13 protein-coding genes are annotated in these 17,101 nt (G+C 50.1%); 8 read left to right on the top strand and 5 right to left on the bottom strand.

Annotation, left to right across the window (positions count from 1 at the left end):
* From EKK48_13520 to EKK48_13510, 3 genes are all read left to right on the top strand, one after another.
* On the top strand, positions 1–734 hold a 734-nt coding region (locus EKK48_13520), incomplete at its 5' end, for a thioredoxin family protein (protein ID RTL41549.1).
* 3 nt (positions 735–737) lie between these two features.
* Complete coding sequence (locus tag EKK48_13515; protein ID RTL41385.1) at positions 738–1,637, top strand: amidinotransferase; 900 nt, start codon at positions 738–740, stop codon at positions 1,635–1,637.
* Positions 1,637–2,917, top strand: coding sequence for a serpin family protein (locus EKK48_13510; protein ID RTL41384.1), 1,281 nt, complete (start codon positions 1,637–1,639; stop codon positions 2,915–2,917). The genes EKK48_13515 and EKK48_13510 overlap by 1 nt, the downstream gene beginning before the upstream one ends.
* A gap of 96 nt (positions 2,918–3,013) precedes the next feature.
* On the opposite strand, the gene EKK48_13505 is transcribed toward EKK48_13510, so the two are convergent.
* The 3 genes from EKK48_13505 to EKK48_13495 all read right to left on the bottom strand — a co-directional run bounded on the left by EKK48_13505 (position 3,014) and on the right by EKK48_13495 (position 6,854).
* On the bottom strand, positions 3,014–3,499 hold the full coding sequence (locus EKK48_13505) for a hypothetical protein (GenBank protein ID RTL41383.1): 486 nt from the start codon (positions 3,497–3,499) through the stop codon (positions 3,014–3,016).
* Between the two features lie 477 nt (positions 3,500–3,976).
* Positions 3,977–5,308, bottom strand: coding sequence for a hypothetical protein (locus EKK48_13500; GenBank protein RTL41382.1), 1,332 nt, complete (start codon positions 5,306–5,308; stop codon positions 3,977–3,979).
* A 283-nt stretch (positions 5,309–5,591) separates the two neighbouring features.
* The gene (locus EKK48_13495) at positions 5,592–6,854 is read right to left on the bottom strand and encodes a tyrosine--tRNA ligase (GenBank protein RTL41381.1); all 1,263 of its coding nucleotides are present in this window, start codon (positions 6,852–6,854) and stop codon (positions 5,592–5,594) included.
* Between the two features lie 148 nt (positions 6,855–7,002).
* On the opposite strand from EKK48_13495, the gene EKK48_13490 reads away from it, so the two are divergent.
* The 3 genes from EKK48_13490 (at position 7,003) to EKK48_13480 (ending at position 12,591) form a co-directional block, all read left to right on the top strand.
* Positions 7,003–9,576, top strand: coding sequence for a leucine--tRNA ligase (locus EKK48_13490; GenBank protein RTL41380.1), 2,574 nt, complete (start codon positions 7,003–7,005; stop codon positions 9,574–9,576).
* A 54-nt stretch (positions 9,577–9,630) separates the two neighbouring features.
* A complete protein-coding gene (locus EKK48_13485) occupies positions 9,631–10,551 on the top strand; it encodes a rhomboid family intramembrane serine protease (GenBank protein ID RTL41379.1) in 921 nt (306 codons plus the stop codon).
* Positions 10,552–10,659: 108 nt separating this feature from the next.
* Positions 10,660–12,591: a polysaccharide biosynthesis protein gene (locus EKK48_13480; protein ID RTL41378.1), complete on the top strand. Its 1,932-nt coding sequence runs from the start codon at positions 10,660–10,662 to the stop codon at positions 12,589–12,591.
* Between the two features lie 47 nt (positions 12,592–12,638).
* On the opposite strand, the gene EKK48_13475 is transcribed toward EKK48_13480, so the two are convergent.
* Positions 12,639–13,790 carry a trypsin-like serine protease gene (locus tag EKK48_13475; protein ID RTL41377.1) on the bottom strand — a complete coding sequence of 384 codons (1,152 nt, stop codon included), beginning with the start codon at positions 13,788–13,790 and terminating at the stop codon, positions 12,639–12,641.
* Positions 13,791–13,951: 161 nt separating this feature from the next.
* The gene (locus EKK48_13470; GenBank protein RTL41548.1) at positions 13,952–15,109 is read right to left on the bottom strand and encodes a GuaB3 family IMP dehydrogenase-related protein; all 1,158 of its coding nucleotides are present in this window, start codon (positions 15,107–15,109) and stop codon (positions 13,952–13,954) included.
* Between the two features lie 171 nt (positions 15,110–15,280).
* On the opposite strand from EKK48_13470, the gene EKK48_13465 reads away from it, so the two are divergent.
* Positions 15,281–16,480, top strand: coding sequence for an anhydro-N-acetylmuramic acid kinase (locus EKK48_13465; GenBank protein RTL41376.1), 1,200 nt, complete (start codon positions 15,281–15,283; stop codon positions 16,478–16,480).
* Between the two features lie 439 nt (positions 16,481–16,919).
* A partial coding sequence (locus EKK48_13460) for a hypothetical protein (protein ID RTL41375.1) occupies positions 16,920–17,101 on the top strand: 182 nt, incomplete at its 3' end.

Here is a 17,101-nt window from a genome sequence, read left to right as displayed (position 1 = left end):
ACGGCAAGAAGGCGCAAGACGAAAGCGCTGGTGACGGCAAGAAGGCGCAAGACGAAAGCGCTGGTGACGGCAAGAAGACACAAGACGAAAGCGCTGGTGGCGGCAAGAAGGCGCAAGACGAAAGCGCTGCTGATGGTAAGAAGGCGCAAGACGAGAGCGCTGCTGATGGCACGAAGACGGAAGACGAGAGCGCTGTTGTAGGCAAGACGGCGCCGGACTTCACGCTACGAGACACTAAAGGACAGACTCACCAGCTTTCTCGACTATTAGGAAAATTCGTGGTCTTGGAGTGGTTTAACGATGGCTGCCCTTTTGTCAGAAAGCACTACAAATCCAACAACATGCAAAGTTTGCAGAAGGAGTTTACTGGCAAAGGTGTCGTCTGGTACACAATCAGTTCTGCCGGTGATGGTAAACAAGGAAGCCACACGCCAGCGGAATACAACAAGATCCTGGCACAACTGTCTGCGCAGCCGACTGCTCTGTTGCTGGACCCTGACGGTAAAGTTGGGCACCTCTATCAAGCGAAGACCACGCCTGACATGTACGTAATCGATAAAACAGGCAAACTGATTTACGCCGGTGCGATTGATGACACACCGAGTTCTGAAACTGATGACATTCCAAAGTCTACCAATTACGTTCGTGCGGCTCTTGCTGAGGCGCTAAGTGGTAAGAAGGTTACTGTTGCTACAACTAAGCCTTATGGCTGTTCTGTAAAGTACGCCAATTAAATCATGACGAATAATACTCAATTGCAAGCGATCGCGTCTCTGTCGGACGCGGTTGCCTTTTCGCAGGTGGCACCGCGTGCAGTGCCTCGACGAATTCTTATGTGTCCGCCAACTTACTTTGATGTCAGAGACGCAAAAAATGAGTTTATGTCAGGCAATATCGGTGCTGTCGACACAGGAAAGGCGCAGGCTCAATGGAGTGAACTGAAATCTACATTTGAGAAGTGCGGATTTCCGGTTGAGTTGATCGAACCAGGCGTGGATCTGGAGGACATGGTCTTCACCGCCAATCAAGTTTTGCCGGCGTTGGATGTCGATGCTCATCCTGTTGTGGTGCTTGGCCGTATGGCGTACCAATCACGCACCCGAGAAGTTCCACATTTTGAAAGGTGGTTTGCCGAGCAAGGTTACAAGGTTTTGCATTTGCCTGAAGTCTGCAAGCGTTTCGAGGGTGGCGGAGACGGCGTTTGGCATCCTGGTCGCAAGCTTTTGTGGCTGGGTTTTGGAACAAGAACGGAAGAGCGCTGCAGCGATGCACTTGTGAATCTGCTCCAGGTACCGGTTGTTAAGCTGCGTCTCGTGAGCGCGAAGTTCTATCATCTCGATACTTGCTTCGCTGTGCTCAATGCCGACTCAGTCATGATTTATCCGCCTGCTTTTGACGAGACTGGTTTGTCACTGATTCGAAATTACTTCCAAAACGTTGTGGAGGTAAGCGAAGCAGATGCGAACAACTTTGCTTGTAATGCTCTTGCGCTTGACGATTATGTGGTGATACAGAAAGGCTCTCACGCCACATGTTCCGACTTGCAACGCCTTGGTTTCAAGCCGGTTGAGGTAGATACAAGCGAGTTCATGAAGTCTGGTGGCAGTGTATTTTGTATGAAACAAATGGTGTACTGATGAACAAAAGATCAATGAATTCAATCGTGGCAGCTGTTTCGATTTCACTTGTAAGCAATTTGCTTGGGGTGAATCTTGATGCAGCAAAAGCAGCTCCCACGCGTGCGAAAACCGCCCAGGATAAGAAGGTAACGACCGTGAAAATTACAGCTAAAGATGCGGTTGTGGCGACAGAAAAATTTGGACTCGACTTGTTTCAGAAGTTGAGTGCCGAAGCAATCGGAGAAAACTGTTTCATTTCGCCTGCAAGTGTTGCTATTGCGCTCAACTTTGCCATGGCTGGCTCAGGTGGCGCAACTCACGAGGCAATGGCCGGCGGATTGAAGTTTGCAGACTCTAAGGCTGACACCGCCGCTGCTTTCAGCGAGTTGATCAAATCGCTTTCATCGCAAGACAAGCAAGTCGAGATGAACATTGCTAACTCCATCTTTGTCAATGATGTCTACAAGTTGAATCCGTCCTTTGAAAAAACTGCCAGAGATGATTTTCAGTCAGAGATTCGCAGCGAGAATTTCGCCGACTCTCACGCCGTAAATAAGATAAATGCCTGGGTCTCGGAGAAAACCCAAAAGCATATCCCGTCAATTCTCGATAAGCTTTCGCCTCAGACATTTGCAGTGCTCCTCAATGCAATTTATTTCAAGGGCGAGTGGACAACGCCGTTTCCCGTAGAAAATAGCAAGCCCGGTGACTTCCATCTAGCGTCTGGAGCAACGAAAAAAGTTCAGTTTATGAATGATACCGGCAAATTTTCTTACTTCGAGGAAAAAGACCTCCAGGCGGTGAAGCTGCCGTATGGTACCGAACGGTTCGAGGCGCTTGTCTTTTTGCCGGCGCCATCTTTGAAGCTAGCCGATTTTGAGAAAAGATTGACTGCTCAAAAGTTCGACGAATACGTTGGGAAGTTTGAAGAGTGGAAAAATAGTCAGCTGACCATGCCCACTTTTCACATCGACTACGGCAAGACGTTAAACAAGGTTTTGTCCGAGATGGGCTTTGCCAATATGTTTTCCGATAGCGCTGACTTTTCGCGCTTACATACGCCGCCTCCGAATCTGAAAGTGAGCGAAGTCATTCATAAAACTACTCTAGACGTTGATGAAAAAGGAACTGTAGCGACCGCTGCCACGTCAGTCGGATTTATGCCAACAGCCGTGCGTCTGGAGCCGCAACGGCAGTTTAAGATGATTGTCAATCGCCCCTTTGTTTTCGCTATCAGAGACAGCAAAACGGGTTTACTCATTTTTGTCGGTTCTGTCTATAAGCCTGAAAAGAAGTAGGAAATATGAAGAGCATGGATTTTACTCCATGCTTTCATTTTGCCCCTGCAGCTAAAATCTGAATCACTATATATGGTGCATCTAAGCAACTAACCGTTAGCAGACAAATTTCTGTTCCTCTAATCCGGCGTTCGTCTTGTTGCGTCGATTGCTTGCAAACATTCGAAAAATCGAATTAACATCGTCAATCAGCTTTCTGTCCACATCAGTCTGACGCTTTGAACGATGAGCAATAATATCGGCACATACCAACTGCAAAACCCGCATGAATTCTGGATGGGTAACAATCGAAACCGAGGTGCCATCGACAATGCGAACAAAAGTTTGCCGGGCCGCGGCTGAAGGTTTAGCTCGACAAACCTCGTCCAAGAGGATAATACAAGACTGCTTAGAATACGTAACCCAACGAATCTTGAAGTGTGCTCGCGATTCCCAGTGATAGTGCTTCAAGACGATATATGGATAACCATCCTTGAGGTAAAAGCCAGAGACTCCGATGTTGGAGCCAGGCAAAATACAGCTCAAATTGTCAGGTAAGAATGGCGATATGTGCACACTCAAGGGCGCGTATTTTGTAGGCATCTGAACTCCGCAAAATCATGGAAGGGACACTTAGTTCAAACGAGTCAGCAAACCAGTGTCAGAATCATGGAAATACTGATCTCCTGCTGGAGCTTGGCTTATCACCAGGCTTCTTCTCCGGACAAAGACGACTCCGTTGATAGAGGTTTGTAGATCTGCTGCACACAAGAGTGATGAGTGCACAACATTTCGCTGCATGAGGCTGTAAACAGAAAGTGACTGCATTGAGGCTTCCATTTTCCTCCTCGTCGACAGGAGCTAATCCTTGACCGACTTTGAATTGACTTGTTTGGTTGTTTAGTGGGCAAGCCGCTTTTGTTCGCTGCATGTCATCAGAATAAATCGTGTCTGTTAAATGAACGTTTACTGAATGACAGAGGGGGACATCCGGCACTGAGAATGACTTGTGCGTGAAAACCGGTCGTCAAACTTCGACTCCAATTCAGAGGTGGTGTTAGTCGAAGCGGGTAGAGGCATCTAGTAGTCGCCTACGTTGTTTGGGTCGGCTTGCCCTGGAACAGCAAGTCGCTGATCCTTTGCGCGCACCTTGCCTGTGGAGTCCATTGTGACACCGCCTGTGCTCCACTTCGGTTGTGACCCCTCATAGAATGCCCACTTCGCTGTCTGTCCAGGTGTGTTGGGATCGGCGTCGGCATATTTCTTGTAAGCCCAATAAACCTTCGTGTTTGTGTTTCCTTCGGTGTATCCAACTGCGTTTCCGTTGCTGTCGCGATCGATCGCAATAACTTCTCCGTTTGGTCCTTTATAGACTTCAGTGTGCGGATTTGCTTTGTCTCCATGGTCGTTTGGATCCAGCTTGTATCCCGCTGCGCTCAGTTTCTTCAGATCTTCTTGCTCACCTGGTGGCAGATCGTTTCGAGCCGCGATTGCGGGCAGCGTGTCATAGAGCTTGGGCGCTTCAGCAGGCTTCGTGGCACCCGCATCGGCTGGTCTGGCTGAGCTTGCTGCGGCGTTCGCATCTGCCGGTCTATTTGGCTGTGAGTTCCCTGTTGAATTGCTGGATTCGTTTTGCTGGCTGTTCAAATACTTGTGCAGTGTATTCTTGTTTGTTGTTCGGTCGTCGTCATTAAGGGACAGGTAGCCTTGATCATTAAGTAGTGCTTTTACCTGTGGTGTGTTCCAGTTCTTGTACAGATTGCTCAATGTATCTTGTTCTTCTTTTGATAATTTACTCGCTTCCTTGCTGCTCAGAAATGTATTCAACTCTTCTTTGCTGATGCGCCGATCATTTGTGTAGCCGGTGCCACCATGATCAATCTTATCGAGCAAAGTATCCGATTCGCCGCCCTTGACCAACAGCTGCGCTGCGCTTGTTGCTTCTTGCGTGCCGAGATTCGAAATGATTTTTTCCTGATCTAAGATAGCGTTCGCCAGTTGCGTTCTGTTGACTTTGTTGTTTCCGATCAGTTGTTCTGCTTTGTTCAAATACAAACCTTGGACCGATGTGTCCGAAATGTTTTTCTCGCGCTTGTATTGTTCGATGTGTTCCTTGTCAATGAATCCATCTCTTTTGCTGACGTCAGCCCATCTTTGATCGTCTGTTATATAAGCGAGGGATAAAGCAGGAAGAATTTTTCTCTCCTCGAGGTCCTTATTCAGTTGGTTGATGTATTCAGATTTGGTGTTCTGATTTGTGCTCGATAGTGAGTTTTCATAGTGAGTCTGTGTCTCATTGACGAACTTGTCCGCAGTCTTCTGGGCTTCATCTACGGTAGTGGCAGAACGAGCTGTGACTGTTACTGCTTCAACATCACGGTGAGCTGTTTCTTGTGCATTGCTATTTGCCATTTGTTGCGTCTCCAAAACTATTTAGCACCGTTAAAATTCGATGATTTCAGGAAGGTGCAGGGGGATGTTTTGTATGCTAATCGTCCAATGTTTAACGAACGTTAACGTCGAGAGTTTTCGCCAGGTTCCGGGTTTACAGCAATGCGCGGCGCTCCGACCAGCATCTATCGCGGTCGTGCTCGGTCGAGGCGGAAGTGCTCGACCCTGGTGTCAGCCATGTGGGTCGCAGTCGGCTCGAACTGTTATCGAGCCTTTTTAGCCTGTCGTAATGTGGATTGTTTTGTTACTTCGCGACTAGACGAACAAATTTTCTTCGCCCGACCTGCACTACCTTGCTTTCGCCTGACTGCAATTCAATAGCGGTGTTTGGATCCTTAACCTGCTCGCCGTCGATGCGCACGCCGCCTTCCTGGGCAAGACGTTTCGCTTCGCCAGTGCCGGAACACATTTGTGAATCGACAAGAATTCTGAACAGTGGTGTCGATGCTGATACCGTATACGATGGCATCTCTTCCGGTGCCTGTTTCTGGCTGTGCACTCGTTGCCATGTTGCCGTCGCCTGTTTTGCGAGTTCGTCGCCATGGTACTGACGGACAACCTGCTCGGCCAGGCGTTCTTTGGCATCTTTGGGATTACCGCCTGCCTCGAGGGCTGACTTTATTTCGTCGATTTCTTTTCCCGTCAGTGACGTGGCCAGCTCGAAGTACTTGATCAACAAATGATCGGGAATGCGCATGCACTTGCCAAACATGTCATCCGGTTCGTCTTTCAAGCCGATGTAGTTGTTGTAAGACTTCGACATTTTCTTTTCGCCGTCGGTGCCTTCGAGCAACGGCAGGAACATGGCTAGTTGCGCCTCTACTCCATAATGGGGTTGCAGTTCGCGTCCCATGAGAATGTTGAAGCGTTGATCTGTTCCGCCAAGTTCGATGTCGGATTTGATTGCGACTGAGTCATAGCCTTGCAAAAGTGGATAGAAGAGCTCGTGAAAGAACACCGGCAGTTGCTTGTCGAGTCTGTCTCCAAAGGCTTCTTTGGCGAGCAACTGGTTGGCTGTAACTCGCCCGGCCAATTTGAGCAGATCGTTCAGGTTCATCGGCGCGAGCCAATCTGTATTGTTGGTAACTTCGGTCTTCTCGAGATCCAGAATTACTCCAATTTGATTCAAGTAAGTTTCGGCATTTTTGCGCACGTCTTCTGCTGACAATGGCGGTCTGGTCGAGTTTCGTCCGGATGGATCACCGATCTGAGCTGTGAATCCACCGATGATCAGCACGACTTTGTGCCCGAGGTCCTGAAACCGTCTGAGTTTCCGGAACAAAACTGCGTGCCCAATGTGCAAATCTGTGTGCGTCGGATCAACGCCCAGCTTGACTCGCATCTGTCTGCCCTGGTCGCGGCAAAGTTTAATGCGCTTGGCTAGTCCCAGCGGACCTTCCGGCAGAACTTCCGTTCCCCGACAGAGTTCCCGCGCTTCCTCGAGAATTTCCTGAGGAATTTGTTCTGCCTCGTCGCTCATCTTTACGACTTGCTCTTGCTGGACCATGGCACCTTTTCCTTATGTTTAAACAGCTAAGAATCTTAGCATGGAGCAGTATTCGCTTGTCCTCAGCAATGCGCCTGAGCTAAGATTCATTACTTCGGGCGCGCGACGCGAGGGTATTTGCTTGAGTAATGTGAGCAGGGGACAAGTTATGGTTAGCCAGCAGTATGTGCCGCAAGATTTTGAAGAGAAGTGGCAGGCGAAGTGGGAAGAGGCGGGCATTTATCAAGCCCAAGACGATGACAAAACTCGTCCCAAATATTATTCGCTGGTGATGTTTCCTTATCCCTCAGGCGACCTGCATATGGGACACATGCGGGTCTACACCGTCTCTGATGTGATCAGCCGTACGCGCCGGATGCATGGCTACAACGTGCTCAACCCGATGGGATGGGATGCTTTCGGTTTGCCTGCTGAGAATGCGGCGATATCTCGCAAGATGCATCCTGAATCGTGGACTAAGTCGAATATTCGTTTCATGCGCGATGAGCAGTTGAAGAAGCTCGGAACCAGCTTCGACTGGCGCCGCGAAGTCACCACTTGCGACAGTGATTATTACCACTGGACGCAGTGGTTGTTCTTGCAGTTTTTCAAACACAATTTGGCTGTGAGAAAAGAAGCGCCAGTTAACTGGTGTCCGGTCTGCCACACCGTTCTGGCTAATGAACAGGTTGAAGATGGCGCTTGTTGGCGTCACCCTGAAACTAAAGTGGAACAGCGTTTGATGAGTCAGTGGTTTTTGAAAATCACCGACTACGCAGACCCGCTCCTTACGGATCTGGACAAATTGCAAAACTGGCCTGCCAGCGTGCGAATCATGCAACAGAACTGGATTGGTAAGTCCGAGGGGGCTCTGCTCACATTCACTGTAGAGAGCAAACCAAACGTTCAAATTACCGTTTTCACCACTCGTCCTGACACTGTATTTGGTGTCAGCTATCTCGTTCTTGCTCCTGAGAATCCGCTCGTTGCGGAGCTGACTACAGATGAATGCAAAGAAGCCGTAGCCAAGTATGTTGACCAGGCAAAACACAAAACAGAACTGGATCGCATGACCGGTGAGAAGACTAAGACTGGCGTGCCTCTCGGTACTTACGTGGTCAATCCGTTCAACGGCGATGTCGTGCCTATCTGGATCGCAGATTACGTGTTGATGAACTACGGAACCGGCGCTGTCATGGGTGTGCCCGGGCATGATGAACGCGACTTTGCTTTTGCCAAGACATTCAAACTTCCAATTACTGAAGTTATCTCCCCAGACGGTAAAGTCGCTGAGGAGCTTAAGGAGCCATATCTCGAACAAGGAGTTATGGTCAATTCCGGCAAGTTCAACGGACTGAACAGTCAGGACGCGAAGAAGAAAATTATTGAGCATGCTGTTGAGAATAAGCTCGGCACAGCCCGCACTCAGTTCAGATTGCGCGACTGGTTGATCAGCCGCCAGCGTTACTGGGGCTGCCCTATCCCGCTCGTACATTGTGAAACTTGCGGCATCGTTCCCATCCCTGATGAGCAACTGCCCGTGGTGCTGCCTGTGGAAGGCATTGAGATCACAGGCGAAGGTGGTTCGCCGCTCGGGCGCATGGACAGCTTCGTCAAGGCGAAATGTCCGAAGTGCAATAGCGACGCCAGGCGCGAAACCGACACAATGGACACATTTATCGATTCGAGCTGGTATTTCCTGCGCTACGCTGATGCAAAAAATCCCAAAGAAATCTTCGCCAGTGCGAAAGCAAATTACTGGATGCCTGTCGATCAGTATGTCGGCGGTGTCGAGCATGCCATCTTGCATTTGCTCTACTCGCGATTCTTCACCAAGGCATTGCGTGACATGAATCTTGTGCAGTGCGATGAACCATTCACCAATCTCCTGTCTCAAGGGATGGTAACCAAGTTCTCGCCCAGCTCTGGTCGCATCGAAAAGATGTCCAAGTCTCGTGGAAATGTTGTCGGTACCAAAGATTTCTTCCAGAGATATGGTGCTGATTCTGCCCGCTTATTCACCCTCTTTGCCGCACCGGTCGAGCAAGAACTGGAATGGAATGAGGAAGGCGCCATTGGTCAGCATCGATTTCTCAGTCGCGTCTGGCGTTTTGTCACAGATTTGATTGAGTCGGGTACCCTTAATCCCGCGAACGCCGGTTCCATTCCCGCCATCGACCACGCCAGTCTGGACGAAAAGGCTCAGGCGCTTCATTCACTTGTTCATAAGACTGTGAAGGCTGTAACTGCCGACCTTTCGCAGGAACGATACAACTTCAATACCGCCATAGCCCGCTGTCATGAACTGGTGAACGGTCTTTATAAGTACTTGCAAGATTGTGGGTCTGATAATGGTTCCACTATCGGAAAAGAATATTCGGACGCTCAAAAAGCTTTATTTGCTTTTGCGGTACGGAATCTTTTGCTTGTTCTGGCTCCAATGGCGCCGCACATAACTGAAGAACTCTGGGAGTTGGCAGGTTTTGCGCAGGCCGAAGGCAAGTTCATTCATGTCAGCACCTGGCCGACTTTTGATGAGAGTTTGACTATCGACAACCAAATCGAGTTAGTCCTGCAAGTTAACGGGAAAATTGTTAGCAAGGTTAGCGCTCCACGAGGGTTGACCAGGCAGCAGTCCGAAGAAATTGCTATGAACGAGCCAAAAGTTTGCAGCAAAATTGACGGGCAAGCCGTTCGCAAGGTTATCGTCGTGCCGGATAAGCTTGTCAACGTGGTAATTTGATTTCAGAGCGACCGAGCTTTACCCGGGCAATAAAATCTATCTTAGGCAGGAATAATGAGCCAACACGCAAACGTCGAAATTCAGGATAAGCCCACAGCTCCGGCATTAACGTTCATGATGATATTCGGATTGCTGGGGGCATTTGCCATGGGTCCGGTAAATCCGCTCAAGGCTGATTACTGGCTGTCTCACAACTGCTACCAGCAGCTTCACGCGATGGAGCTTCTGCACAAGAGCGACATACTCGGACTGTTGACCATGGCAACTATGAGCAACTTCGCCTCTTTCCATATTGTGCAAATGTCGTTCAATATGTACTTCTTGTGGGTCTTTTCCAAGCATACAGAGCAAAAACTCGGACCCGGACGCTTCATTCTGTTGCTGGTCCTGGCGCTCTATTTGCCCTGGGCAGTCGCTTACCTCGATTTGATGCGCCAGCCTCAGTTGGGCGAGCTCTATATAGTAGGTCCGGCAATGTTCTTGTGCACGATCATCGGCTGCTATATGGTCTTCCCTCCTATACCCAAAAGCGTAATCGGGAAAGGCAACATCCGTGCCAAGAACGAAATCTTCAGACGCGGCGAGCGTGCTGATCCGCTCGATAAGTACATTGCCAATCCATACACATTTGTAGGCGTTTTTGCTGCCGTGCAAATATTGCTGCACTTGTGGATTACTATTGGTTTCACCGACTTTTTCAAGCCGATGCCGGGTTACGATGTCTGGTTGCTTGTGCCATCGCTGGTTTGCGTGGCATTTGGATACGGTCTGGGGCAGATCTTCTTGAACAGCGCCACCGCCCACTTCAAGGAAGGACCGCTTACACTGGCTGCTCTCAAGCGCTATTACGAATTGATGGAGCTTGATGTTAACCACGATGAAGCTATCCGTGGAACCGCCCGCACGCTTGGCTTGCCCGTCGAAAAAGTGCGTGAGTGGGTGACTAAGAACAAAGGCAAGCTTCGCGTCAAGTAAGTTCCGGATGGATCTCATGAGCTTCGCATAAGCCTTTGTCAAAGGGTGAGTGTTAAACTAGTGCGGACATCTTCTTGACCTCTGTGTCAAGCAGCCTGGTACGCGACGTTGAATCTTCCGGAATCTTCAGATAATAGTCAGTCGAAAACGTTAGTTTTAGACACCGAGCTGCCGCCAGGCATTTTGGCTAGAATCAGATGGATGCGTCTTCTTCAGATTGCAGTCGATGCGGTTTTGGTCACCCTGGCCTTTATCGGTGCTTACCTGATTCGCCTGGATGGGCGCATCGACGGACCGTATTTGCATCAACTGCAAGTATTGATTCCAACTCTCGTCTGCACCCGCCTGCTCGCTAACTGGGGCTTTGGCGTCTATCGCCGTTTGTGGCGCTACACGGGATTGACCGAGATCATGGAACTCGGTTGCTCGGTTCTTTCAGTATCGACCTTGCTTTTGCTGGCTCGTGCTGCCAATTTGACCCGTATAGACGACAACCAACTTTCATTCAGCGTTATTACTATTGATGCCGGTTTGTGCTTCTTGCTGCTGACCGGACCGCGCATTTTGCGGCGCCTGCAGACCGAGCACAAACACCGTCGCCATTGGCGGCAGCCTGTACGCAGGCGCGCCCTTCTTGTAGGTGCTGGTGACGCCGGTCAACTGGTATTGAAGGAAATGAATTCTCGCTTCGACCTGGGCGTAGATGTTGTTGGGTTGCTCGATGACGACCCTGCCAAAGTGCACAAGCGCATCGGATCGCTCACCGTATTTGGTACCACTGATGATTTGCCGAAGCATGTCGAGAATCTGGTAATCGACCAGGTGATTATCGCCATGCCGTCTGCTCCGCCGTCTGAGATTCGTCGCATTGTAGACATGTGCCGGAAAGCCGAAGTAGAGACGCGCATATTGCCCGGGCTCTACGATTTGATTAACGGTAAAGTCAGCGTCAATCAGTTGCGTGAAGTATCTATCGAAGACTTGCTCGGACGTGAGCCCGTAACGCTGGATACACCAGCCATTGCAAAGTACATTGAAGGCAGAACGGTGCTTGTCACAGGCGCAGGCGGCTCAATTGGCAGCGAGTTGTGCCGTCAGATTATGCGTTTTCAGCCGAAAGAGCTGTTGCTTCTGGGCAAGGGCGAGAATTCCATATTTACTATCCATCAAGAGCTGAAGGCGCGTCCTGAGCCCGTCAGTCTGGTGCCGATCATCGCTGACATTCGCGATCATCACCGCCTTCTCAATATCTTTGAGAAGCATGCACCACAGGTGGTGTTTCATGCGGCAGCGCACAAGCATGTACCGCTCATGGAAGCGAACGTGCCTGAGGCTATTACCAACAATATCCGTGGCACTCAAAATGTAGCCGAGCTGTCGGCAGAATTTGGAGTAGAGACTTTTGTTCTGGTTTCAAGCGACAAGGCTGTCAATCCAACTTCAGTCATGGGTGCAACCAAGCGCATTGCCGAGTTGGTTGTGCAAGACCTGGCTCGTCGATCCAAAACCAAATACGTTGCCGTGCGTTTCGGAAACGTGCTTGCCAGCCGCGGTTCTGTCATACCAGTGTGGCGTCAGCAGATCGCAGCTGGCGGTCCTGTGACTGTCACTCATCCGGATGCAACCAGATACTTCATGCTTATCCCGGAGGCTGTGCAGTTGATTATGCAAGCCGGTGCGCTTGGTTCTGGTGGAGAAATCTTTGTTCTGGACATGGGCAACCCTGTCAAAATTATCGACCTCGCTCATGACTTGATCAAATTCTCTGGTCTGAGGCCCGGTCAGGATATAGAGATAAAGTTTACGGGCTTGCGCCCTGGCGAAAAGCTCTACGAAGAGCTTCTCACCGCCGAAGAAGGGCTCACCAAGACTTCTTACGAGAAAATCTTTGTTGGTAAACCGCAGCCGCTCGAGTCAGCGGTGTTGCATAGCGCCATGGATAAACTTTTCAAATGCGCCTCGCAAGATGACGAGAAGGGAATTCGCTCATCATTGCATGAGTTAGTTGGCGGTACGCTTTTACAGCAACTGGAAGTCTAAATGCGCGAGTAGCGTTGGACACTTGCGTTACGATTGGCTCTGGGTCCTTAATTATCGTAGTCGCGACCAGTAACCGGTTTATCGGGGTACTGTCCGATTGTCACCGGAATTGCTGTGACGGCGCCATTGCGCAGAACCAGGAAGTGAATGATGTCGCTAACCTTGTGTGCTTTGACGATATCTTGCACCGCTTTCGGTGTGGATACTTCCTGTCCGTCGATTTTTTCGATGACGTCGGCTGGCTGTAAACCAGAGCTCTTAGCCGGGCTGCCTTCGATAACTTTTCCAATCAGTACGCCTTTATTGGCTGCCAGTCCGTGTGCTTTGCTCATCGCCTCGTCGATTACCTGCATGGCTATTCCCAGCCATGGGCGTTGAATTGTTTTGTGCTCAATTAAGTCGTTGGCGACTGATTTGGCAATATCAATGGGGATCGAAAATCCGATGTTTTGAGCATTGGCTTGAATAGCTGTGTTCACACCGATAACTTCGCCGTTTAAGTTGAGCAAAGGTCCACCTGAATTGCCTGGGTTGATCGCTACGTCTGATTGAATGAAGTTGATGTTGCCGTTCACGTCTGTAATAGTGCGACCTACCGCCGAAATAATTCCGAAAGTTACGGTGTGGTCAAATCCAAGCGGGCTACCGATAGCAATGGCAAATTCACCCGGTCTGACTTTGTTCGATGAGCCCATATTGGCGACAGGCAATTGATTGGAGTCGATTTTTACAACCGCTATATCACTGAATCCATCTGTTCCGACTACTGTTCCTTCAAGTACTCGTTTGTCGTTGAGAGTGACTTTGATTTTGTTTGCCCCTCTCACCACATGGGCATTGGTGACTATATAGCCGTCACTTCGCACGATAAAGCCGGAGCCTGTGTTGTGGCTCTCCCTGGGTGGCTCGATCCTCTGACCATTGAAGAAATATTCGTACTTACCAAAGGGAAGCGGCATCGGGAAGTCCATGCCGGGTGGGAGCTGCGCCTGCTTGCGCGATTGAACTACCTCGATGTTCACCACAGCTGGTGCCACCGATTGGGCAATATCTGCGATGGTATTAGACATAATAGGAATGCCGCTTACTTTTGCGGCCGCCACGTCTGCTGGAGTCGGTACTTCTTCCGCTCGCCCCGGTTGCCCGAGTGATAGCACAGCCAAAGCAGACGTGAAAAGAAAACACTTAGTCTTCCACATTTTTCTCGCACTCTCTATTGTGTGATCTGTCCATACGATGTTCTTTGTATCGTATTTTTCCGAATAATGCTGCGGAACCAGATAATTACGCCTGCATCTTACGACTACGGTTTTGGTTCGTATGTTTCCGTTCCAGCCTGCAATCTCTTTAAGCTGTTGGCTCAGGATCTGCCCATGCCTAGATTTTGGGCATTCTGGAAGACCTTGCCTTCAGTCAAAATCGACGGTGCAATAACAACCTCGACTTCTTTCATCTCATGGAGATCGGCTGCACCGAGTGTTCCCATACTTGTTTTCAACGCGCCGGTGAGATTCTGAGTGCCGTCATCGATGCGTGCGGGTCCGAGCAAGATGTCTTCCAGTTTACCGCTGGTTCCAACTTTGATTCTGGTTCCGCGTGGCAAGACTGGGCTTGGTGTTGCCATGCCCCAGTGGTATCCGCGTCCGGGAGCTTCTTTGGCTCTGGCCAGCGGGCTTCCTATCATGACGGCATCTGCACCACATGCGATGGCTTTGCAGATGTCTCCACCCACGACCATGCCACCGTCGGCGATGATAATAGGTCCGTTTTTGTCTTTGGAGAAATTCTGGCGGGCGGCTGCGCAATCAGCGATGGCTGTAGCCATTGGTACCCCGATGCCGAGGACACTACGCGACGTACAGGCGGCTCCAGGTCCGACTCCGACCAGAATACCTGCAACCCCTGTGTCCAGCAGTTCGAGCGCCGTGTCATAGCCTACGCAATTGCCTACGATAACGGGCACGCCTATCTTCTGGCAGAACTTGGTCAGATTCAGGTTGGGCGTTCCCATCGCCGACCGGTGTTCGATGCCTGTTACCGTTGACTGTACAAAGATGATGTCGGCGCCGGCATCGACTGCAATTGGACCGTATTTTTCAGCGAAGTTGGGAGTAATTGATACTGCCGCAAGCACTCCGCCTTTTTTAATTTCTTCGACGCGCTTGGCGATTAACTTCTCTTGAACAGGAGTCGAATAGAGCTTTTGCATCACTTCGACGAAGCTGTTGTTGTCGCACGTGGTCACCTCTTTATAGACGTCGGTCGTGCTGTCGTAGCGGGTTTGCAATCCCTGCAAGTTGAGCACTGCCAGACCGCCCAGTTTGCCCATGGCAATCGCCATTTTTGCGTTGACGACGCTATCCATGGCGCTGGCAATGATAGGCATCTCCAGTTTGTGCCCGCCAATGCCGACGGAGATGTCGCAGAGTTCGGGATCGATTGTCGTCGATCCTGGTACAAGCGCGATTTCGTCGAATCCATAAGCTCGGCGAGTCGCCTTGCCCCGTCCGATATACATTTGCGCAACGGCTACGTTTCCCTGGTAATCAAGCGATTTGTTGGTGACCATAATTAAGTTGCCTTATAGTGCTGACGATTTTCACTTGCTGCAGCTAGACCAAAAGTCGGCTTGGGAACAGCATAGCGTTTACAATATCAGCTTTGTTGCAGGCAGAGGGTGGGTTTTTAAGTGAACGTTTCAAGATTGCGATCGCTAAATGTAATTGGGCTTAACAGCGGCACTTCGATGGACGGTATCGATGCGGCTTTGTTTTCTATCAAACCCCGTTCTCAAGCGAGCGCAGGAGGAAGTGATGGAGTGATTCCAGCGCTCGACGTTGAGTTGCTGGCAAGCACGCTGGAGGAATTTCCGACTGAGTTTCGGCGCGGTCTGCAAAAGCTTATCGCTTCAGGTGATACATCGCTGCAGAAGGTCTGTCTTTTGAACACGGCTTTGGGAGAGGTTTTTGCAAGAGCGTGCCAGAAATTGATTCGTTCAGTGCCGCAGATTGACGTTCACTTGATCGGCTCTCATGGTCAGACCGTCTGGCACGCTCCGAATCACACGGATCTCTGGTCAGTTTCCACGAGCGGCACGCTACAACTGGGCGAGCCAGCCATTCTTGCCGCTCGTACAGGTATCCCGGTGGTTGCTGACTTCCGCCCGGCTGACATGGCAAATGGAGGGCAGGGCGCACCATTAGTCAGTTTTGCTGATGCGGTACTTTTTGGCGCCGACAAAATTGCTACTGCTGTGCTGAATATCGGTGGTATTGCCAATTTCACCTTGATTAACGACAAAGGTGTGGCTGCAATGGCTTTTGATACAGGCCCCGGAAACATGTTGATAGACAGAGCGATGATTCGTCTATATGGAAAAGATTTCGACCGCGACGGAGCTGTCGCTATGTCGGGCAAAGTCGATGAGAATCTACTGGCGTGCCTCTTAAGTCACTCTTACTTTCATCAATCGCCCCCTAAAACCACAGGTCGAGAACTTTTCGGCGATGCGTATGCGGATGAACTGATTGATAAGGCCGGTGAGAGTGGAACTGCAAATGCAGACCTTGTCGCTACCTTAACTGCTTTGACGGCTCGCTCAATCGCCTCTGGATATGCTGATTTTGCGATGCCGGTCTGTCGAGTTTCGCGGCTCATTCTCGGGGGTGGCGGTGCAGATAACGCATATCTCGTCGATTTGATTCGTAAGTACTGGCCGCATGAGGTGAAGGTCTTGCGTCACGAAGACTGCGGTATTTCGACTAAGTTCAAAGAATCGTTGTTGTTTGCGCTGCTGGCTTACACGACCTACCACGGCATTCCAAATAGTGTGCCTGCTTGCACTGGAGCGGCGAAAAGCGTGTGTCTGGGCAAGTTGTCTCTGCCCTGAGCGGCCGAGTAGCCCTGACCTGGCTTCTGGAACTTCTCTATGTGCTCCGCTGTTTTCTCAAGTTCACTCTCTTCTTCCTCTATATAGATAAGGGGCGAGTGACCAGGATGGTCTTTCCGATATCTATTTGGAGTGATGCTTATATGTGGCTTGCTGACCGAATCTCGTCCGTTCGTATTTAATATTCGCATGAGATCGCGTTAACGCCCCACGGGCTCGGAAAAATTCGAAAATCGGACGAAAGCGCCGATCAAATCTCACTTTACGAATAAAGATTCGCTGCTATTATTTTTGTTAGGTGGAATACATTTTTCGCCTTGACTTGGAAGTGTAATTAAGCTACTCTGACCAAGTCCTCAAGAGGTCGCTTTCCGCGACCTGATTCTAAAAGTCCTTTTTACTAAACAACCTATATATTTTTCCTGGCAGGAGGTTCTTCATGAATATTTTCCGCAAACTTACTATGGCCGCCGTCGCAGTTTCAGCCGTTGCAGCAATGTCGTTGCCAGCAAACGCTCAAGCCGTAGCTAATGGATCAGATGCTTTCTCGTCCGGTGCAACCGGTCAGATGAGCCAATCAGGCAACCAGGACCGCACTGGTGCTCAGTCTGGTGTGCAGGC

This window comes from Candidatus Melainabacteria bacterium, assembly GCA_003963305.1.
Lineage (GTDB): Bacteria > Cyanobacteriota > Vampirovibrionia > Obscuribacterales > Obscuribacteraceae > PALSA-1081.
Note: the sequence above shows the minus strand (reverse complement) of the source record. Positions and strands in the feature narration are given on the sequence as shown.

Coding starts and splice junctions, on each gene's coding strand:
- EKK48_13515 (RTL41385.1), top strand. CDS start 738: ATGACGAATAATACTCAATTGCAAGCGATCGCGTCTCTGTCGGACGCG.
- EKK48_13510 (RTL41384.1), top strand. CDS start 1,637: ATGAACAAAAGATCAATGAATTCAATCGTGGCAGCTGTTTCGATTTCA.
- EKK48_13505 (RTL41383.1), bottom strand. CDS start 3,499: ATGCCTACAAAATACGCGCCCTTGAGTGTGCACATATCGCCATTCTTA.
- EKK48_13500 (RTL41382.1), bottom strand. CDS start 5,308: ATGGCAAATAGCAATGCACAAGAAACAGCTCACCGTGATGTTGAAGCA.
- EKK48_13495 (RTL41381.1), bottom strand. CDS start 6,854: ATGGTCCAGCAAGAGCAAGTCGTAAAGATGAGCGACGAGGCAGAACAA.
- EKK48_13490 (RTL41380.1), top strand. CDS start 7,003: ATGGTTAGCCAGCAGTATGTGCCGCAAGATTTTGAAGAGAAGTGGCAG.
- EKK48_13485 (RTL41379.1), top strand. CDS start 9,631: ATGAGCCAACACGCAAACGTCGAAATTCAGGATAAGCCCACAGCTCCG.
- EKK48_13475 (RTL41377.1), bottom strand. CDS start 13,790: ATGTGGAAGACTAAGTGTTTTCTTTTCACGTCTGCTTTGGCTGTGCTA.
- EKK48_13470 (RTL41548.1), bottom strand. CDS start 15,109: ATGTATATCGGACGGGGCAAGGCGACTCGCCGAGCTTATGGATTCGAC.